Source organism: Streptomyces sp. NPDC033216 (genome assembly GCF_055577115.1).
On record NZ_JBVIQK010000004.1, the window covers coordinates 379,762 to 399,908 of the forward strand.

16 protein-coding genes are annotated in these 20,147 nt (G+C 71.4%); 9 read left to right on the forward strand and 7 right to left on the reverse strand.

Translation table 11 applies throughout. From position 1 onward, the window contains the following. The first annotated feature begins 128 nt into the window (after positions 1 to 128). Positions 129 to 1,229: an SGNH/GDSL hydrolase family protein gene (locus ACZ5Y0_RS11170; RefSeq protein ID WP_469128353.1), complete on the forward strand. Its 1,101-nt coding sequence runs from the start codon at positions 129 to 131 to the stop codon at positions 1,227 to 1,229. Positions 1,230 to 1,425: 196 nt separating this feature from the next. Here ACZ5Y0_RS11170 and ACZ5Y0_RS11175 read toward each other — a convergent pair whose 3' ends face one another. The 7 genes from ACZ5Y0_RS11175 to ACZ5Y0_RS11205 form a co-directional block, all read right to left on the reverse strand. Further along, entirely contained in the window at positions 1,426 to 2,376 is a 951-nt protein-coding gene (locus tag ACZ5Y0_RS11175; RefSeq protein WP_469128354.1) for an expansin EXLX1 family cellulose-binding protein, read from the reverse strand. Between the two features lie 726 nt (positions 2,377 to 3,102). Next, entirely contained in the window at positions 3,103 to 4,047 is a 945-nt protein-coding gene (locus tag ACZ5Y0_RS11180) for an amidohydrolase family protein (protein WP_469128355.1), read from the reverse strand. Next, the gene (locus tag ACZ5Y0_RS11185; RefSeq protein WP_469128356.1) at positions 4,044 to 4,355 is read right to left on the reverse strand and encodes an L-rhamnose mutarotase; all 312 of its coding nucleotides are present in this window, start codon (positions 4,353 to 4,355) and stop codon (positions 4,044 to 4,046) included. The genes ACZ5Y0_RS11180 and ACZ5Y0_RS11185 overlap by 4 nt, the downstream gene beginning before the upstream one ends. After that, positions 4,352 to 5,446: an aldo/keto reductase gene (locus tag ACZ5Y0_RS11190; RefSeq protein WP_469128357.1), complete on the reverse strand. Its 1,095-nt coding sequence runs from the start codon at positions 5,444 to 5,446 to the stop codon at positions 4,352 to 4,354. The genes ACZ5Y0_RS11185 and ACZ5Y0_RS11190 overlap by 4 nt, the downstream gene beginning before the upstream one ends. Continuing rightward, positions 5,443 to 6,201, reverse strand: coding sequence for an SDR family NAD(P)-dependent oxidoreductase (locus tag ACZ5Y0_RS11195; protein WP_469128358.1), 759 nt, complete (start codon positions 6,199 to 6,201; stop codon positions 5,443 to 5,445). The genes ACZ5Y0_RS11190 and ACZ5Y0_RS11195 overlap by 4 nt, the downstream gene beginning before the upstream one ends. After that, the gene (locus ACZ5Y0_RS11200) at positions 6,198 to 7,535 is read right to left on the reverse strand and encodes an L-fuconate dehydratase (protein WP_469128359.1); all 1,338 of its coding nucleotides are present in this window, start codon (positions 7,533 to 7,535) and stop codon (positions 6,198 to 6,200) included. The genes ACZ5Y0_RS11195 and ACZ5Y0_RS11200 overlap by 4 nt, the downstream gene beginning before the upstream one ends. 14 nt (positions 7,536 to 7,549) lie before the next feature. Next, positions 7,550 to 8,401 (reverse strand): fumarylacetoacetate hydrolase family protein, encoded by an 852-nt coding sequence (locus ACZ5Y0_RS11205; RefSeq protein ID WP_469128360.1) that lies wholly within the window; start codon positions 8,399 to 8,401, stop codon positions 7,550 to 7,552. An 861-nt stretch (positions 8,402 to 9,262) separates the two neighbouring features. On the opposite strand from ACZ5Y0_RS11205, the gene ACZ5Y0_RS11210 reads away from it, so the two are divergent. From ACZ5Y0_RS11210 to ACZ5Y0_RS11245, 8 genes are all read left to right on the forward strand, one after another. After that, positions 9,263 to 10,312, forward strand: a complete 1,050-nt coding sequence (locus ACZ5Y0_RS11210) for a sugar ABC transporter substrate-binding protein (RefSeq protein ID WP_469128361.1) — start codon at positions 9,263 to 9,265, stop codon at positions 10,310 to 10,312. A gap of 132 nt (positions 10,313 to 10,444) precedes the next feature. Beyond that, positions 10,445 to 12,049: a sugar ABC transporter ATP-binding protein gene (locus tag ACZ5Y0_RS11215; RefSeq protein ID WP_469128362.1), complete on the forward strand. Its 1,605-nt coding sequence runs from the start codon at positions 10,445 to 10,447 to the stop codon at positions 12,047 to 12,049. A 2-nt stretch (positions 12,050 to 12,051) separates the two neighbouring features. Continuing rightward, positions 12,052 to 13,095, forward strand: coding sequence for an ABC transporter permease (locus ACZ5Y0_RS11220; protein ID WP_469128363.1), 1,044 nt, complete (start codon positions 12,052 to 12,054; stop codon positions 13,093 to 13,095). An 87-nt stretch (positions 13,096 to 13,182) separates the two neighbouring features. Continuing rightward, positions 13,183 to 13,884 (forward strand): FadR/GntR family transcriptional regulator, encoded by a 702-nt coding sequence (locus ACZ5Y0_RS11225; protein ID WP_469128364.1) that lies wholly within the window; start codon positions 13,183 to 13,185, stop codon positions 13,882 to 13,884. 892 nt (positions 13,885 to 14,776) lie between these two features. Beyond that, complete coding sequence (locus ACZ5Y0_RS11230; RefSeq protein ID WP_469128365.1) at positions 14,777 to 16,177, forward strand: glycoside hydrolase family 43 protein; 1,401 nt, start codon at positions 14,777 to 14,779, stop codon at positions 16,175 to 16,177. 453 nt (positions 16,178 to 16,630) lie between these two features. Beyond that, complete coding sequence (locus tag ACZ5Y0_RS11235) at positions 16,631 to 16,951, forward strand: GatB/YqeY domain-containing protein (protein ID WP_469128482.1); 321 nt, start codon at positions 16,631 to 16,633, stop codon at positions 16,949 to 16,951. 323 nt (positions 16,952 to 17,274) lie between these two features. After that, positions 17,275 to 17,571: a heavy-metal-associated domain-containing protein gene (locus ACZ5Y0_RS11240; RefSeq protein ID WP_469128366.1), complete on the forward strand. Its 297-nt coding sequence runs from the start codon at positions 17,275 to 17,277 to the stop codon at positions 17,569 to 17,571. A 108-nt stretch (positions 17,572 to 17,679) separates the two neighbouring features. Beyond that, positions 17,680 to 19,962 carry a heavy metal translocating P-type ATPase gene (locus ACZ5Y0_RS11245; protein WP_469128367.1) on the forward strand — a complete coding sequence of 761 codons (2,283 nt, stop codon included), beginning with the start codon at positions 17,680 to 17,682 and terminating at the stop codon, positions 19,960 to 19,962. The last annotated feature ends 185 nt before the right edge of the window (positions 19,963 to 20,147 follow it).

Below are 20,147 nucleotides of genomic sequence, written 5' to 3' on the forward strand. Positions count from 1 at the left end.
CCGCCCTCGGTCGCGGCGTTCGCGCGCCCTCACCGTCGTGCGATCCCTTGACGCTGAACCGTTTCATTGGTTCCCTCGGAAGGGCTGCCCATGGGAGCGCTCCCACCCCTCACGCGAAAGGGATCCCCATGCAGACCACCCCCCGCCCAGCCCCCGCACGCCGCGCCAGACTCATGGCGGCGTGCCTTCTCACCGCCGCACTCGCCGCCTGCCTGCTGTCCTGGGCCGGCGGCTCACCGGCGAAGGCCGCGACGCCGGGCGACGGCTCCGTGTCCGATCCTCGAGCAGCGGCTCCGGGCCAACCCGGCGACCCCAACATCAAGTTCGTCGGCCGGTGGGACACGCAGAGCTCGGCCACCGCCTATACCCCCTACTGGGCGGGCGCGTACTACCGGACCGGCTTCACCGGACGGACCGTCAAGCTCAAGCAACGGGGCACGATCGACCTCTGGGCGAGGATCGACAACGGGCCGGTGAAGTTCTACGACGACGTCAAGGGGACGGTGAACCTCACGCCATCGCCCCTGGCCGCCGGCAATCACACACTCCAGGTCAACTATCAGGTGGTCGCGGGCTCCTACCGCGGTGACGCCGTCTTCCAGGGGCTGGTTCTCGACAGCGGCGCGACGACGTTCGCGCCCTCGGCGCCGGGCAAGCTGATCGAGTTCGTCGGCGACTCGATCACTGTGGGGACGACGACCTCGCAGAATGCCCGTACCGCGTACGGCTGGCTCATCGGGGAACGGCTCGGCGCCGAGCACACCCAGATCGCCCAGGGCGGGGCGTGCCTGGTCGCGGCGGCCGACGGATGCGTAGGACTGGAGCAGCAGTTCGGCAGGCTCAACCCGAACGCGTCCACACCCGGCTGGAACTTCTCCCGCTATCAGGCGGACGCGGTCGTGATCAATCTCGGCACCAACGACGTCGGCCACGGGGTCGGCACGACACAGTTCCAGTCGGCGTACAGCAGCCTGCTGCGCAAGGTCCGGGCCGCGTATCCGCGGGCCTGGATCTTCGCGTTGGAGACCTTCCGCGGCCGGTACGTCCCGCAGACCGAGGCGGCCGTCCGTGCTGCCGTCGGCGGCGGCGACTCCCGGGTGTCCTTCGTCGACACCACCGGCTGGCTGGGGTCGGGCGACCTCTCGGACGCGGTCCACCCCAACGACCGGGGCCACCGCGTCATCGCCGACCGCCTCGCACCGATCATCTCCGCGAGGATCGGCAGTTGAGGGACCGGCGAAGAACGCCCTCTCGTGGGCACGAGGCAACAGCGAGCGACGTGGCCCGCGACGCACTGCCCCACGGAGTGACACCCGTCCGCCCTCCGGGGCCCTGCCCGCAGCCGTACGAAGCATGAGACCGAGCCGGTGTGGCCGCTCCTCCGAGAGTTCCGTGCGGAGGAGCGGCCACGGTCGGCGGCGCGGGTCAGTGCCGGGCGAACTGGACCCGCGTCGGCTGCACGGCTTCCGGCCTCAAGGCGATCCCGTCGATGGTGAGACGTTCGCCGTAGATGTCGGTGATCCTGATCGCGCCGCCGCACCCGCTGCCGTCGGGAGAGAGGAAGTAGTTGTATTCGGTGCGGGTCAGTCGGCGCCAGCCGCCGTCGGCACGCACCTCCAGCCGAGCGAGCGGGTTGCGGTGGCCGATCGCCTGGATGCCGCACCAGTACGGGTTGGATCCGTTCTTGTAGCGGATCGAGATCGGGCCCGACGTGTCGGGGCTCGACAGGCTCCATGTGATCGCGATCCGGCCGGTCGAGACGGGAGCGAGTTCGGCGAAGGCCTGTTCACTGAGGTCGAGTTGCCCCGGCGCGCAGGGCAGTGGACATTCGTTGGTGATCCGGACCGTGACGGAGGCGCCGCTCGCCGCGCGGACGAGCACGTACGCCCCGCAGGCCTTGGAGGTCTCGTAGTCGGTGGTGTTCATCGCCGCGATCATCATGTCGCCGCTCGGGCCGTACGAGCAGGCGCCGTCCCCGACCCCGGCCCGGTAGACGGTGGCGGCCCCCTGGTAGGTGGCCTTGGGGCGGATCCGTCCAGCCAGGGACGACGTGGCGGGAGCCTTCCGCGAGAAGGCCGGTGACGGCCACGCCGACGGGGATGCGGAGGCCTTCGGGGTCTTGGCGCCGGCCGACGGGGACGCGGCGGCGGACGGGGAGGGTGCTGAGGACTTCTTCCCTGGCGCTGTCGGCCGGGGAGTGTCCCGGGAGTTGGCCACGGCGGTGCCCGTGGCCCGTCCGGCTTCCTCCCCACGGTCCGGCTGCACCGTCATGACCAGGCACACGAGCAGACCTGTGCCGGCCAGCCCCGCTGCGGTGCCCACCATCAGCCGGCGTCGTCGCCTGCGCTGCCGCGCGGCCTGGCGTGTCTCTTGCATGTTCGTCCGATCGGAGGAGCGTGTCGGTGTTCCACTGCTCAGTGGCCGCCGGTGGCGTGGAGGTTGCCGCCGATCTCTCGGCCGGGCCGGGTCCCGCGCCCCGGACAGCCGGACGAAGGTGTGGAGCACGGTCTCCTCGACGCCCCTCCCTCGGCCGGCGGCGCGTGGCAGGTGGGTTCGACGCCGGTGACGGGGCCCAGCCACCGACGCAACCCCGGCCAGATGTTCCCGCGCTCCCCGCCCGAGGATCCTCAGGTGGGAGCGCGGCCTGCGTCGGGCTCAGGGCACCGCTCGTGTGGGCTGGCGACGACCCACCGGCACGGGTGCGGCGACGATGGCGTCGGTGCCGTGAACGGGGGTGGTGGCGGGCCCTGAGGCGCGCCACCCCGAACCCGCTCGGTCGACCTTGGTCATGTTCCCCTGCCGCGAGGCGCCGCCCTCGGGCGTCCACGGGACGACGCGCGTCCAGCACGCGTCGGTGTGGTGTCGGCCCCGAGCCTTCGCGCCGGGCCGGTTGCTCGGCCGGAACGCGCCGCCGCCCGGCGCGGTGACGGCCCACTGCTCGGTGTTTCCGGCACGGTCAGGCGCCTCCGCCCGTCGCGCTCGGCCTCCACCACCACGCCACCGTGCCGGTGTCGGCGGACGCGAAGTGGGCGCCGGATCAGGCGACCTGGGCGCCCACGGCGCATCTCGTCGGCCGGCAACACATGGGAGACCTCGCGTTCCTCAGGGCGAAGGTGCCGCCGAAGCCGCGGTGGCACTCGGCTGTGCGCGCGGGATTTCCTGACCGGCCGGCCGTGCGGTGACCGACAGGTCGTAGGTCCGCGCGGCCGTACCGGTCAAGACGTCGTGGCGCTCGGCCGGCGCGAGTCCGGCCGTCAGCTCTCGTGCGACGGCGATCACCTCGGCGTACGTGGCGGCGAGCCGACAGACCGGCCAGTCGGAGCCGAACATCAGCCGCCCGGGTCCGAAGGCGTCGAGCACGGTGTCGGCGTACGGCCTGAGGGCGGCTACGGTCCACGAGCCCCAGTCGGCTTCGGTCACCATGCCGGAGAGTTTGCAGACGGTGTTCGCCTGGGCGGCGAGGCGCCGGACCCGTTGCGCCCAGGGGTTGAGTTCGCCGGAGGCGATGGGCGGCTTGCCGAGGTGGTCGAGGACGAAGGTGAGGCCGGGCAGGCGCTCCGCCGCCTCCACGGCCGCCGCGAGTTGGTGGGGCTTCACCACGAGGTCGTAGACCAGTCCCGCCTCGGCGACGGCGGCAAGTCCGCGCAGTACGTCGGGGCGCAGGAGCCAGCGCGGGTCAGGTTCACCCTGCACCTGGTGGCGGATACCCACCAGGTACTCCCCTCCGGGGCCCGCGCGCAGCTCGGCGAGGGTGTCGGCGACATCGGGGGCGGTCAGGTCGGTCCAGCCGACGACCCCGGCGACCAGGTCGCTGTCCGCGGCCAGGGCCAGGAACTCCGGGGTCTCCTCCGGCACGGTGACCGTCTGCACCACGACGGTGGCGGTGACATTGGCCGCGCGGGCCTCCGGCGTCAGGTCGGCGAGGGTGAAGTCGCGTCGCAGCGGGGCGAGTTCGTCTCCGCTGATCCAGCCCTGGTCGCGGACGGACAGGTCCCACACATGGTGGTGGGCGTCCACGACGCCGGGCACGGTCCCCGCTCCGGTCACAGTTCCCACACCACCGGCAGCGAGGCGCCCGCGCCCTGCGCGGAGTAGTCGTGGACGACGTCGAGCAGGTCGGCCATCCGCGCCTGCCAGGCGATGTTGACGGGCAGCTTGTCGAGTTCGGCGATCATCCCCTGATAGTCCTCGACCTCCAGTACATGGAACAGGTCCGTACCGCTGCGCCAGATCGTCCACTCCCTCACCCCCGCGGCGCGGATCGCGGCGGTGAGTTCCCCGGGCACCTCCCGGTGCGCGGCCTCGTACTGCTCGATGCGGTCCGCACGGACCCTGGTGTGCAGGGCGACCCTCATGACGGCTCCTTCGACGGCACGGCTCCCCCGTTCGGTGCGGCTTCCCCGTCCCGTGCGGCTCCCCCGGTCGGCGCGGCTCCACCGGTCGGCGCGGCTCCCCCGGTCGGCGCGGGGACGGGGGTGTCCGGTCGCAGCAGGCCCTCGGCGCGCAGCTCGTCCCACAGGGCGTCCGGAATCGGGCGCCGCAGCTGCTCCACCGTGTCACGCACCTCCTCGGGGGTGCGTGCGCCGGTCAGGACGCTCGCGACCGCGCGGTGGCCGTACGGGAAGCGCAGCGCGGCGGCACGCAGCGGTACGCCATGGCGTTCGCAGACCGCGAGCAGCCGCAGCGCACGATCGAGGACCGGCCGCGGAGCGGGTGCGTAGTCGTAGGTGGCGCCGGGCCGGGGGGCCGTCAGCAGGCCGGAGTTGAACACCCCGCCGATGACCACGCTCCGCCCGCGGGCGGTCGCCTCCGGAAGCAGTTCGGTGAGCCCGTCCTGTTCGAGGAGGGTGTAGCGGCCGGCCAGCAGCACCACGTCGATGTCGGTCTCGCGCACGAACCGGGCGGGCAGCGCGGACTGGTTCATCCCGATGCCGATGGCGCCGATCACGCCCTCGGTACGCAGCCGCTCCAGTGCCGGGTACGCCTCGTCCAGTGCCTGGTCGGCGTGGTCGTCGGGGTCGTGCAGCAGGACCACGTCGACGTGGTCGAGGCCGAGGCGGTCCAGGCTGGCCTCCAGGGAGCGCAGCACCCCGTCGGCGCTGAAGTCCCAGACTCTGCGGTGGGTGGCCGGGACGGCGAAGCCGTTCGCCAGGTCGTCGTCGGCGCCGCCGTCCGGATCCGGCACGAGAAGCCGGCCCACCTTGGTGCAGAGGGTGTAGGTGTCGCGGGGGCGGTCGCGCAGCGCGGCGCCGAGCCGGCGTTCCGACAGGCCGAGTCCGTAGTGGGGCGCGGTGTCGAAGGTGCGGACGCCGGCCTCCCAGGCCGCCTCCACCGTGGCGTGGGCCGCCTCGTCGGTGACCGGGTGGAAGAGGTTTCCGAGCGCGGCACAGCCCAGGGCCAGTTCCGACACGGGTACGGCACTGCCGCCGAGCCTGGTGGTCCTCACGACCGGTCCACCGGGCGCAGCCGGAGTCCCTGCATGCCGCCGTCCACCGCGAGCGCGGTGCCGGTGACGGAGGCCGCGGCCGGACCGGCCAGGTAGACGATGGCGGCCGCGACCTCGTCCGCGGCCACCAGGCGGCCCATGGGCTGGCGGGCGTTGAGGGCGGCGCGTTCGGCCTCGGGGTCGTCGGCGGCCTCCAGCAGCCGGGCCACCCAGGGCGTGTCGGCGGTGCCGGGGTTCACGCAGTTGACGCGGATGCCCTCGCGGACGTGGTCGGCGGCCATGGCCAGGGTGAGGGACAGCACGGCCCCCTTGCTCGCGGAGTACAGGGCCCGCTGCGGCAGTCCCGCGGTGGCGGCGACGGAACAGGTGTTGACCACCGAGGCGTGCGCGGATCGGCGCAGGTGGGGCAGGGCGGCGCGGGTCGTGCGGACCATGCCGAGGACGTTGACGTCCAGGACCCGGTGCCACTGGTCGTCGGGGTTGTCCTCCACGGTTCCCGCCGCGCCGATGCCCGCGTTGTTGACGAGGATGTCGATGCCGCCGAGGCGCGTGGCCGCGGTGTCGACGGCGGCGCGCACGGAGGCGTCGTCGCTGACGTCGGCCCGGAGTCCGAGCAGCGGTTCGCCGACGCCGCCCGGGTCGAGGTCGAGCACGGCCACCGCCGCGCCCTGTGCCGCCAGTGCGCGGGCGGTGGCGAGTCCGATGCCGGACGCTCCTCCGGTGACGACGGCCCTGAGTCCTGCCAGCGCGGTCATGCCGCCTCCTCCTGAGCAGCGCGGTCGGCCACCCAGAACGTGCCGTCCGGGTAGCGGTACTCGGCGATGGACTCCTGCCGCATGGTGGCGGAGAATCCGGGGGCGAGCGGGGCGGCGTAGTGACCGTCGCGGATCACCACGGGCGCGGTGAAGTGCTGGTGGAGATGGTCGACGTACTCGATCACGCGGTTCTCGGTGGTGCCCGACAGGGCCAGGTAGTCGAACATCGACAGGTGCTGCACCAGCTCGCACAGTCCCACTCCGCCGGCGTGCGGGCACACCGGGACACCGAACTTCGCGGCGAGCAGCAGGATCGCGAGATTCTCGTTGACCCCGCCGACCCGGGCCGCGTCGATCTGGAGGACGTCGATGGCGCCGGCCTGGAGGAGCTGCTTGAAGACGATGCGGTTCTGCACGTGTTCGCCGGTGGCGACCTTCACGGGGGCGACCGCCTGCCGGACGGTCGCGTGCCCGAGGATGTCGTCGGGGCTGGTCGGTTCCTCGATCCAGTAGGGGTCGAACGCGGCGAGCGCCCTGGTCCACTCGACCGCCTCGTCCACGTTCCACCGCTGGTTGGCGTCGATGGCGATCCGGATGCCGTCGCCGACGGCCGCACGTGCGGTGCGCAGCCGCCGGATGTCGTCGCTCACGTCGGCGCCGACCTTGAGCTTGATCTGGGTGAAGCCGTCGGCGACGGCCTGCTCGGCCAGCCGGGTGAGCTTGTCGTCGGAGTAGCCGAGCCAGCCGGGCGAGGTGGTGTAGCCGGGGTATCCGCGCTCCAGCAGGACGGTCTCGCGCTCCGCAAGCCCGGTACGGCCCTCCCGCAGGAGGGTGAGGGCGTCCTCGGGCGTGAGGGCGTCGGCGATGTAGCGGAAGTCGACCTGCGAGACCAGCCATTCCGGGGAGGCGTGGGCGAGCAGCCGCCACAGCGGCGTGCCCTCCCGCTTGGCGGCCAGGTCCCACACGGCGTTGACCACGGCGCCGATCGCCATGTGCATCACGCCTTTCTCGGGCCCGAGCCAGCGCAGCTGACTGTCGCCGACGAGGTCCCGGCTGAGCGAGGCCGGGTCGGCGCACACCTCCTCGACGAAACGGCCCACGACATGGGACCGCAGTGCGTCGATCGCGGCGACCTGGACGTCGTTGCCGCGTCCGATGGTGAAGGTGAAGCCGTGGCCCTCCTGACCGTCGGCGTCGTCGGTGCGCAGCACGACGTAGGCGGCGGAGTAGTCGGGATCCGGGTTCATCGCGTCGGAGCCGTCCAGTTCCCGCGAGGTGGGGAAGCGGACGTCGTAGGTGTCGACGGCGGTGATCCGAGCGGAGGTTGCGGTCAAGGTGATGCTGCCTTTCACGCTTGGGCGAAGGTCTGGCGCTGGCTGCCGAGGCCGTCGACCGAGAGCTCGACGGTGTCGCCGGGGCGTAGGAACGGGGTGCCGGGAAGCCCCAGAGCCACACCCGCGGGCGTACCGGTGTTGATCACGTCGCCCGGTTCCAGGACCATGTACTGGCTCAGGTAGGACACGATGTGGTCGACGGTGAAGATCATGTCGCTGGTGTGGCCGTCCTGCCGCTTCACCCCGTTGACGCTCAGGTGCAGGCCGAGGTTCTGCGGGTCGCCCACCTCGTCGGCGGTGACCAGCCATGGGCCGAGCGGGTTGAACGTCTCGCAGGACTTGCCCAGGTCCCACTGTGGCGAGTACTCGAGCTGGAACTCGCGCTCCGAGACGTCATGGCTGATCGCGTATCCCGCGATCACGTCCCGCGCCGCCCCGGGTCCGTCGAGGTAGCGGGCCCGCCGTCCGATGACGACCGCGAGCTCCACCTCCCAGTCGGTCTTGACCGAGCCGCGCGGGATCAGCACCTCGTCGTACGGACCGACGACCGTGCCCGGGTCCTTCATGAACACCACCGGGCGCTTGGGTGGCGCCGCGCCGGTCTCGGCGGCGTGGTCGCGGTAGTTCAGACCGACGCAGACGACCTTGCCGGGGCGCGTGAGGGGTGCGCCGACCCGCAGGCCGTCCGGATCGAACTCGGGCAGGTCCCCCGCCGTGACGGCCGCGCGGGCCCGGTCCACTCCCCCGCCGGCGAGGAAGACGCCGTCGATGTCCGGGGTGACGGAGGACAGGTCCAGCAGCCGGCCGTCGTCGGTGCGGGCGGCGGGCCGCTCCTCACCGGGGGCACCGACTCGTAGCAGTTTCACTGGGGAGGCTCCCTTGCGAAGCGGGTTGGGTCTGGGGCCGGCCGGCCGCCTGGCCGGCCGTCTGCGGTGCGCCGGGCCGGGCTGTCAGAGGGCCATACTCATCCACCGCGCCAGTCATCGGATGTATGACGGCATGCCGACCCTAGACGCGGAGACCACCCCTGACAATGGATTCCTCGGATGTATTTCCTCCGCGTTGCCGGACCAGTCCTGGTGGGGCCGCGTTCGCCAGGGGCACGCACCGATTTGGTTCACCACACGGCGTCCATCCGATGAATCGGGGTCCGTCATCCGGACCACCCGCTCCTCTGACTCCTGCCGACAAGAGGCCTGACCGGCCCTGTCTTCGATCGTCACCGAGGGGCACTGCTCCTCGGCGCACCCACTGGCATCCGGCGTGTCCGCGGCCCGGACGGCCCCCGTTGCCGAATCGTGAGACTGCCTCAGCGCCGCACCCCACCAGGGCGACGGTCGCGAACGCGCTGGTCATACGGATATCGACGTCGGCCCCCCGGACCGGCACGGCACCCGTGCCTCTCGGGGCGCGATGCCCTTCAAATCTCTCGCCGCGGGCTCTTGTCAACGTCGGCAATGCCGTCGTAACGTCCTCGACGTCCGAGATACATCGGAGGAATAGTGAACACCCGCGTTCGTCCGTTCGGTTCGCACCCCCGCGGCCGCCCGGCCTCCGCGTCTCGGTCCCCGCCGACCCCGCATCCGACCCGTTCGGGCATGATCCGTGCGTTCTCCGCGCCGATCGGCACCTGCCCACCGGCGACCTCGCCCCTCCGCGCAGGCAGGTACGCCCCTCCCACCGTCGCCCTGCGGCCCCGCGCCCCTGGCTAAGGAGAGAACACGGCCATGAATCTCGCTCGCACCCGTTCCACCGCCGCAGCCGCCACCGCCGCCCTCGCGGTACTGGCCCTCGCCACCGCGTGCAACCGCGAGAGCGCGGGCTCGGCCGCCTCGGGCGGAGACAAGCCTGCCATCGGCATCGACCTGCCGCGGTCCGACTCCGACTTCTGGAACTCGTACACGCAGTACGTGAAGAAGGACATCAAGACCGAGGGCATCAACGCCCTGCCCCTGAGCAACTCCCAGAACGACGTCACGAAGCTGGTCGCCAACGTGCAGGTGTTCCAGAACACCGGCGCCAAGGCGGTCGTCATGGCTCCTCAGGACACCGGTGCCATCGCCTCCACCCTCGACACCCTCGCCTCGGAGAAGATCCCCGTGGTCAGCGTGGACACCAGGCCCGACAAGGGCGACGTCTACATGGTGGTCCGCGCCGACAACCGGGCGTACGGCACCAAGGCCTGTGAGTTCCTCGGCAAGCAGCTCGGCGGCAGGGGCAAGGTCGCCGAACTCCAGGGCGCTCTGGACTCGATCAACGGACGCGACCGCTCCGAGGCGTTCGCCGAGTGCATGAAGACGAAGTTCCCGCAGATCAAGGTGTTCGAGCTGCCCACCGACTGGAAGGGCGACGTGGCCTCCGCCAAGCTCCAGTCGCTGCTGGCCCAGAACCCGGACCTGAACGGCGTCTACATGCAGGCCGGAGGCGTTTTCCTGCAACCGACCCTGGCCCTGCTGGAGCAGAAGGGCCTGCTCAAGCCCGCCGGGCAGAAGGGCCACATCAGCATCATCTCCAACGACGGCATCCCGCAGGAGTTCGAGGCCATCCGCAAGGGCCAGATCGACGCCACGATCTCCCAGCCCGCCGACCTGTACGCCAAGTACGCGCTGCATTACGCCAAGGCCGCGGCCGAGGGCAAGACCTTCGAGCCGGGCGCGACCGACCACGGCTCCGTCATCATCAAGCTGCCCAACGGACTGGAGGACCAACTGCCCGCCCCGCTGGTCACCAAGGCCAACGTCGACGACACCTCCCTGTGGGGCAACAACGTCGGCTGACGACGGTCGGTTCCCTGCCCGCCGCGCCCGGGGAGGACGAAACCCGTCCCCGACGCCCAGTCCGCCCCGCCGGCCCGGCGCAAGCCCGCGCCCCTCGGCCCCAGCCTCCGTACACGAAGGACGGTATCCACCATGGCGGAGACCGCGACCGCCCCGGCGACCGGCCCCGGCACTCCGGCCCCGGTGGCCGAGGCGACCGGCATCAGCAAACGATTCGGCGCGACCGTCGCGCTGCGTGACGCCCACATCACCGTCACTCCGGGCGAGTCTCACGCCCTGGTCGGACGCAACGGCGCCGGCAAGTCGACACTCGTGTCCCTCCTCACCGGCCTCCAGCAACCGGACGCCGGGACCCTGCGCTTCTCCGGCGAGCCCGCGCCCGCCTTCGGCGACATCGACGCCTGGCGCTCCCGCGTCGCCTGCGTCTACCAGCGCTCCACCATCATCGGTGACCTGACCGTCGCCGAGAACCTCTTCCTGAACCGGCAGAGTGCGGGGGCGGCGCAGCCCATCCGCTGGAAGCGACTGCGCCGGCGTGCCGAGGAACTGCTCGGCGAGTACGGGGTGGCCGTCGACCCCACCGCGCGGGCCAAGGACCTCACCGTCGAGCAGCGGCAGTTCGTGGAGATCGCACGCGCCCTGTCGTTCGGCGCACGCTTCATCATCCTCGACGAGCCGACAGCGAAACTCGACGCCCGCGGCATCGTCCGGCTGTTCGACAAGCTTCGCGACCTCCAGCGCCAGGGTGTCGCTTTCCTCTTCATCTCCCACCACCTGCAAGAGGTCTACGACCTGTGCACCACCGTCACGGTGTACCGCGACGCGAGCCACGTGCTCACCGCGCCTGTCGCCGAACTCCGCCACCAGGCGCTGGTGGAGGCCATGACCGGCGAGTCCGCCTCCATGGTCACCACCGCCGTCGGCGGGCCCGTGGCCTCCCGGTCCGACTCCACGGAACTGCTGGCCATCGACAGCCTGACACTGCCCGGCGTCTGCGAGGACATCTCCCTCTCGGTCCGCTCCGGCGAGGTCGTCGGACTCGCCGGAGCAACCGCCAGCGGCAACGTGCAGGTGGGTGAGGCGATCGCCGGTCTGCACCGTGCCAAGGACGGCCGGATCACGGTCGGCGACGCGACCGTGCGCACCGGCAGTGTGCCGTCCGCGCTCGCCGCCGGAATCGGTCTGGTCCCCGAGGACCGTCATCTCCAGGGCCTGGTCAGCAACCGCAGCGTGGCGGAGAACGCGACGCTCACCGTCACCGACCAGCTCGGCCCCTTCGGCACGGTGCTCCCGGCACGTACCAAGGCGTTCGCGGGGCGCATGATCCGGGACCTCGACATCAAGACCCCGGGAGCCGCCACTCCCGTCTCCGCGCTCTCCGGCGGCAACCAGCAGAAGGTGGTCGTCGCCCGGGCCCTGGCCACCGACCCTCATGTTCTGGTGGCCATCCGCCCCACCAACGGGGTGGACGTCAAGTCCAAGGAGTTCCTCCTGGGCCGCATCCGCCAGATCGCGGACGGCGGCAAGGCGGCGCTGATCGTCTCCGACGAACTGGACGACCTGAAGGTCTGCGACCGGGTCGTCGTCATGTTCCACGGGCGCGTGGTCGCCGAGTTCGACCGCGGCTGGAAGGACGAGGCCCTCGTCGCCGCGATCGAAGGTGTCGCCGGCGACACGGCCCGCGCCGGCACGTTCCCCCCATCCGCCTCATCCGGCGCAGACGAGCACGGAAGGTAGTCATGTCCGCCACCACCGATCTCACCGAGCCCACCGTGAGCACGGCTGAGCCGAACGCCGCGGACGCCGCGCGCCGCCGGGTCGTCCTCGGGCGCTTCCGTGAACTGTCCCTGGTCCCGGCGATCCTCGTCCTGGGCCTCATCGGGTTCATCGTCTCGCCCGCCTTCCTCACCGCCGACAATCTGATCGGCGTGGCCCAGCAGTCCACCGAACTCAGCCTGCTGGTGCTCGCCACGACCTTCATCCTGATCGCCGGGCGGATGGACCTCTCCCTCGAGTCCACCATCGGCGTGGCCCCCGTCATCGCCGTGTGGCTCGTCCTGCCCACCAGCGGCGGCCGGTTCAACGGGCTCGGCCTCTTTCCCGAGTGGACGGCGGTTCCGCTCTGTCTGCTGGTCGGCGCGCTGATCGGCGCCGTCAACGGCTTCCTCATCCTCAAGCTGCGCCTCAACGGGTTCATCGTCACCCTCGGCGCCCTCACCATGCTCCGCGGCCTCCAGGTCGCCCTCTCCGAGGGCCAGTCCATCGTCGAGTTGCCCTCCTCCTTCACCTACCTGGGCAAGGAGTCCTGGCTGGGCGTACCCGCCGCCATCTGGGTGTGCGCGCTGCTCTTCGCCGTCGGAGGGAGTGCGCTGGCCTGGCTCCGGCACGGCCGGGCGCTGTACGCGATCGGTGGCAACGCGGAGGCGGCCCGTACCGCGGGCATCCGGGTCGACCGCATCGTGTGGATCGTCCTCATCCTCGGCAGCGTTCTCGCCGCGTTCGCCGGCATCCTCTACAGCGGCCACTACGGTTCCATCTCCGCCACCCAGGGCAGCGGCTGGATCTTCCAGGTCTTCGCCGCGACCGTCATCGGCGGGGTCAGCCTCAACGGCGGCAAGGGCTCCGTGTTCGGTGCCCTGACCGGCGTCCTCACCCTTCAGCTGGTCGTGAACGTCATGACGCTGGCAGGCGTACCTCCGCTGTGGAACCAGTTCCTCAACGGCGCTATCATCATCGTCGCCCTGATCATCTCTCGCTTCGCCTCCGGCGAGAAGCAGGAATAACCGCGCCCCGCAGGCGGCTCCGCCGGCCCCGGGTCAGGTCCCGGCGGAGCCGCCGCCCGGCACATCCCTGACGCAGAGAGGCACCTCGTGGCACTCACGGACGACGCGATCGACAAGATCAAGGCGATGATCGTCGACGGCGAACTCGCGCCCGGCTCACGCCTGCCCAAGGAGGAGATCCTCGCCGGACAGCTCGGCCTGTCCCGGAGTTCGCTGCGCGAGGCCGTGCGGGCGCTGACCGCCATGCGCATCCTGATCACCCGGCAGGGCGACGGCACGTACGTCTCCAGTCTGGAGCCCCATCTGCTGCTGGAGAGCCTCTCCTTCGCCGCCGACGTCTCCCAGGGCCAGACGGCCCTACAGTTGCTCCAGGTACGACGCCTGCTCGAGCCGCAGGCGACGGGGCTGGCCGCCGCGCTGCTGAAGCAGGAGGACCTCCGGGAACTGCGCGACATCCTCGACCGGTCCCGGGCCGCCGCCACCGTCGAGGAGTTCGTCGCCCACGACATCGCCTTCCACCTCAGGATCGTCGAAGCGGTCGGCAACCCCGTGCTGTCGATGCTGCTGCAAGTACTCTCCACCCGCACCCAGCGGGTCCGCATCGTCCGCGGCAGCCAGACCAGTCACGCCCTGAACAGCGCCCACGAGGACCACGAGCAGATCCTCAGCGCGCTGCAATCGCACGACGCCCTGCTCGCCGCCTCCGCGGCGACCGTCCACATCGCGGCCGTCGAGCAGTGGCTGGCCACCAGTCTGACCGATGACCCGACACGAGCGATCGACGACTGACCTCCCGCTCCCCTGGTGTCCTCTTCGCGGTCCTGCCAGTGCTGTCCTCTTCGCGGGTCCTGCGAGATGACCGTTGGCCGGGCCGGGCGTGACTGTTCCACCACCGCCGGGGCCCGCGACGCCACCGAGGCCGCCAGGGTCACCGACACCGCCGATGCCGACCGGCCGAACGCGGAACAGGGTCACCGTCACCAAACCCGCCGGGCCGCCGTGACGATTCGGAGGCCACTCGCCGGATCATCGCCCGCGGCGGGCTCGGCCGCGTCCTCGGCGGTCGGCGGCCGCCGGGCGGCGTCAACGATCGGCGGTCGGCGTCAGCGGTCGGCGGTCAGCGGTTGGCGTCGGCGATCGGCGATCGCCGATCGAAAGAGGGCTGCGGCTCCCGCATATCCGGATGTCCCGTTCCCCCTCCGGCCGGCCCGGAGGAGGCGGCGAGCGGGCCGCCGTCGGCCACCCGGAAGACGGCCACGTCGTGCGCGAGGACGCTCGCCGGGATGTCCATCCGCGCTGGACGTGCCGCCGGTCCATCGGTGTGACGACGTGGGCCCCGCAGTTCGTACGGGGCCCCACGTCCTGGTCCGGTCGGTGGGCCGTGGGCGTCCCCAGCAGGTCAGCGCCACGGCCCAGGGTCGGAGCCGGCCGGGGGTTGATGGCCCTTCCATGGGCGTGGCGGCGCACTCCAGGCCGCTCGTGCCCTCCCCGCGGCCGAACGGCGGACGAGCGGTCCTGACGGAGCGGCCACCCGGCACGGTCACACGAAGTCCAACGTGACACGACAGAACCATTGACCCGTCGCCGCCCCACCCCTAGCTTCTGACCGAGCCACCGAACTTCGTCCGCTATATCGGACGAACGCTCCTCGCCTGCCCCCGCACGTCACCTTGGAGAGCAGATGAACTCACGTGCCCGATCTGACTCCCGGCCGTCCCGTCGGCGGTTCCTCGGCATGACCGCCGGCGTCCCCCTGGCCGCGATGACCGCCAACCTGACCGTCGGGGCGGGCGCCGCCCACGCCGCGGACTCGGCGTACGTCATGGCCTACTTCACCGAGTCCACGACCATGCTGGAGGCCAACTACGGCCTGCACCTGGCCGTCAGCCGGGACGGCCTGCAGTGGATGCCGCTGAACCAGAACAACCCCGTGGTCACCCCCACCGAGGGCTCGCTCGGACTGCGCGACCCGTTCATCCTGCGCAAGCAGGACGGCACCTTCGTCGTGCTCGCCACCGACCTCAAGGGCACCGACTGGAACTACGTCAGCCAGTACGTCCACATCTGGAACTCCGCAGACCTGCGCACCTTCACCGGTTACCACCGGCTGAAGCTGCACGACATGAACACCCACAGCTGGGCGCCCGAGGCGTTCTGGGACGCGGGCCGCGGCCAGTACGCGCTCATCTACTCCGCCGTCAACAGCAGCGGCCACAACGTCATCATGGTCAACTACACGACCGACTTCGTCACGGCCTCGGCCCCCCAGGTCTTCTTCGACCCCGGTTACGACGTGATCGACGGCGACGTGGCCGTGGGCGTGAACGGCGTCAACTACCTTTACTTCAAGAAGAACGGGACCCTCGTCGGCGCCAAGTCCACCTCCCTGAACCCCGGCAGCTTCACGCCGTTCAGCACCGCCGTCTCGCACGGCGGCACCGAGGCCCCGACCCTGGTCAAGTCCCTCACCTCCAGCACCTGGTACCTGTGGGGCGACACCTACACCCCCAACGGCGTCTTCTACGCCTGGCAGAGCGGCAACCTCGCGGCCGGCACCTGGAGCGCGCTCGACCAGCGTCTCTACACCCAGCCTCTCAACTCCAAGCACTGCGGCATCCAGCCGATCACCTCGACCGTGTACGACGACATGGTCGCCAAGTGGGGCGCCCCGGCCTGGAACAGGCTCAAGTCGTACAACTTCCCGGGCCGTTACGTCCGGCACGCCGACTACGTCGGCCGCATCGACGCGTACCCCTTCGACCCGTACACCGACTCTCAGTGGAAGATCGTGCCCGGTCTCGCCGACAGCTCCGGAGTGTCCTTCCAGTCCGTCACCCAGCCGACCCGCTACCTGCGGCACTACAGCTACCGACTGAGGCTGGACGCCAACGACGGGACCAGCGCGTTCGCCCAGGACGCCACCTTCCACAAGGAGGCCGGCCTGGCCGACTCCGCCTGGACCTCCTTCCGTTCCCACAACTTCCCGACCCGCTACCTCAGGCACTCGGACTACGTCCTGCGCATCGACCCGATCGCCACCGCCACCGACCGTGAGGACGCGACCTTCTCCATCGTCCACTGACGCGCCACCGCCGGTCAGTACCTGACGCCCCGTCACCGGCCGCAAGCTCGTGCTGTCCTTCTGCGAGTGGGGCACCGGACTGCCCTGGAACTGGGCGACCGGCTACGACGACCTGTGGCGCACCAGCGACGACGTCACCGGTCAGAACAACCAGAAGTGGTCCTCGACTGAGGCCCGCCATCCACAGATGAACACAAAAGGCGAGGGCGCGCAGGCACCCTCACCGCCCACAGGGCACCGCCCGGCCACACGTCCCCGACGGGGGATGCTCCGCGGCAGGGGGGGCCGACATCGTGAACGCTCGGGCCGATGCGCTCGTGGCTCCCGATGCGCGCCCGGCAGGCCGAAGGCTCCGAGTGCCGGACCTTTATCGCGTTGTGGGGTCGGGGGCGCCGCCATAGGGTCTCCGGCATGTCTTTACGTCTTCGTATGCGCCAAGCCCTGCCGGAAGCGATGCGCGCCCGTGACAAGGCCGCGGTGAGTGCCCTGCGCGCAACGCTGGCCGCGCTGGACAACGCCGAGGCGGTGCCCGTGGACGAAGCCGAGCTGCGCGGCCTGGCCCTCGAGCAGCTGCCGGTCGGTGTCGGCGTCACCGAAGCGGCGCGGCGTGAGTTGAGGGAGTGCGAGGTAGTGGAAGTGGTGCGCGCCGAGGCCGCCGAGCGACTGGAGGTCGCCGCGCGGTTGACTTCCCCCGCGCACGCTGACCGAGCCGCGCGGCTCCGCTCGGAGGCCGCCGTGCTGCTCGGTTTCCTCGACGGTCCCGGCACCGCATAGGACAGGGTGTCGCAGCGCACCCGGAGCGCCGCAGCAACCGGGTCCGCCGGGGTGGGTCGGGCGGGCCGCGCCGACACGCAGCGCCTCACGCCGGTGACCGCGGCTGATCACCGGCGCCGGCGAGACAGTCCGGGACGGGGATCCGACCCGCCCCTCCGCCACTGACCGCCCGGCCGTTGCCGAGCCCTGTCCTGCCCGCCTCGCACCCATGGGCCGCTCCCGACTTCCGGGATACCCCCCTGGGGTATATAGTCGAGCCCGTCGGGAGGAGTGGATCAAACTCCTCCGGCAGCGGCCCACGCACCGACAGCCGAGGAGGAACCATGACCGACCTCAAGAACGCCGACTCCTGCTGCTCCACCGACGGCTCGTGCCACTCCGGTTCCGCGGCCGACGCCCAGGGGGCCGCGGTGACCACCGTCTACAAGGTGTCCGGCATGACCTGCGGACACTGCGAGGGCGCGGTCTCACAGGAGATCTCCGCACTCGACGGCGTCACCGCGGTCACGGCGGTCGCCGGGACCGGCGAGGTCACCGTCTCCTCCACCGCCCCGCTCGACGAGACCGCCGTCCGCGCCGCCGTCGACGAGGCGGGTTACGAACTGGTCGGCAGCGCGTGAGCCCGTCCGGGGCCGTCCGGCCCCGGACCACGCGCATTCCCCCCGCCGGGGCGTGCCGCTCCGCTGATACGGACGCCGCATGTCCCGGCCTTCCCCAGGAGTACCTCCATGACCAGCACGGCTCCCGAGAAGACGCTTCCCGACCGGGCGCCCACGCCCGGGTCCCAGGTCGAACTGTCCATCGGCGGCATGACCTGCGCCTCCTGCGCGGCCCGCATCGAGAAGAAGCTCAACCGGATGGACGGCGTCACGGCGACCGTCAACTACGCCACCGAGAAGGCGCGGATCTCCTACCCCGACGGGATCGAGGTCGCCGACCTCATCACCACTGTCGAGAAGACCGGCTACACGGCCGCGGAGCCGCCCCCGCCCACTCCCCCGGGCGGTGACCGCGAGCCTCGGAGGACCGCGTCCGCCGCGGACCACGAGTCGCTCGCCCTGCGGCAGCGTCTGTTGGTCTCGCTCGCTCTCACGGTGCCGGTGGTGCTGACGGCGATGGTCCCGGCCCTCCAGTTCGACAACTGGCAGTGGCTGTCGCTGACACTGGCCGCTCCGGTCGTGATCTGGGGTGCGTTCCCCTTCCACCGTGCCGCCTGGACGAACGCCCGGCACGGTGCGGCGACCATGGACACGCTGGTGTCGATCGGCACGCTCGCCGCCCTCGGCTGGTCGCTGTGGGCACTGTTCTTCGGGGACGCCGGCATGCCGGGCATGCGGCACGGCTTCGAGTTCGCCATCGCCCGCTCCGACGGTTCGTCCTCCGTCTACCTGGAGGCCGCGGCCGGCGTGACGACGTTCATCCTCACCGGGCGATACCTCGAGGCCAGGTCCAAGCGCAAGGCCGGTGCGGCACTGAGGGCGCTGCTGGAGCTGGGTGCGAGGGACGTCTCCGTACTGCGGGGCGGCACCGAAGTGCGCGTCCCGGTGGCCGAGTTGGCCGCGGGCGACCGCTTCGTCGTACGTCCCGGCGAGAAGATCGCGACCGACGGCACCGTGGTCGAGGGGACGTCCGCGGTCGACGCCTCCATGCTGACCGGCGAATCCGTACCGGTGGACGTGGGCGTCGGTGACACCGTGACCGGGGCGACGGTGAACGCAGGCGGCCGGCTCGTCGTCGAGGCCGCCCGGGTCGGCGCGGACACCCAGCTCGCGCGGATGGCGAGGCTCGTCGAGGACGCCCAGAACGGCAAGGCCGAGGTGCAACGCCTCGCCGACCGGATCTCCGGTGTCTTCGTCCCGGCGGTCCTGCTGATCGCCGCCGTCACCCTGGGGGCCTGGCTCGGCCTCACGGGTGACGCGACCGCCGCCTTCACCGCCGCCGTGGCCGTCCTGATCATCGCCTGCCCGTGCGCCCTCGGCCTCGCGACGCCGACCGCCCTCATGGTCGGCACGGGACGCGGCGCCCAGCTCGGCATCCTGATCAAGGGTCCCGAGGTACTGGAGTCCACCCGGCGCGTGGACACGATCGTCCTCGACAAGACCGGCACCGTCACGACCGGCCGGATGCGGCTCCATGACGTGTTCACCGCACCGGGCGTGGACGAAGGCGAACTGCTGCGACTGGCGGGCGCGTTGGAACACGCCTCCGAGCACCCCGTCGCACGGGCGATCGCGGCCGGCGCGGTGGACCGGGCGGGAAGCCTGCCGGTTCCCGAGAACTTCGAGAACGTCGCCGGTGTCGGCGTCCAGGGCGTCGTCGACGGACGCGCCGTGCTCGTCGGCCGCGAACAGCTCCTCAGGGAGTGGGCCGTCGAACTGCCCGGCGCACTGGCCGACGCGAAGGCCGCCGCGGAGGCCGAGGGGCGTACGGCGGTCGCCGTTGCCTGGGACGGCGAGGCGCGTGGTGTCCTGACCGTCGCGGACGCGGTCAAGGAGACCAGCGCCGAGGCGGTGGCCGAGTTGCGCGGGCTGGGGCTCGAGCCGGTCCTGCTGACGGGGGACAACCGGCGGGTCGCCGAGTCGGTCGCCCGAGCCGTCGGCATCGACGAGGTCGTCGCCGAGGTGCTGCCGCAGGACAAGGTGGACGTCGTGAAGCGGCTCCAGGCGGAGGGCCGTACGGTCGCCATGGTCGGCGACGGCGTCAACGACGCGGCCGCCCTCGCCACCGCCGACCTCGGTCTGGCCATGGGCACCGGCACGGACGCGGCGATCGAGGCGGGCGACCTGACCCTGGTGAGCGGTGATCTGCGGGTCGCGGCGGACGCGATCCGCCTCTCCCGCAAGACCCTCGCCACCATCAAGGGCAACCTCGTCTGGGCCTTCGGCTACAACATCGCCGCCCTGCCGCTCGCGGCCTTCGGGATGCTCAACCCGATGATCGCCGGCGCCGCGATGGCCTTCTCGTCGGTCTTCGTCGTCACCAACAGCCTGCGGCTGCGCTCCTTCGGCTAGCCCCCGGCGAACCGAGCCGCTCACCGCCGGCCCGGTCCCGGCCGCGAGAACGGTGACCGGCGGCGAGGACCGTGACCAGGCGACGACGCGGCGCCGGTCAGGGCACCCGTCGCGGGGAACCGGGCCGGCTTCACCGGGGTCGCCGTCGATGTGCGCCCGACGGGCGGCGTCCTGCGCTTGTGCGG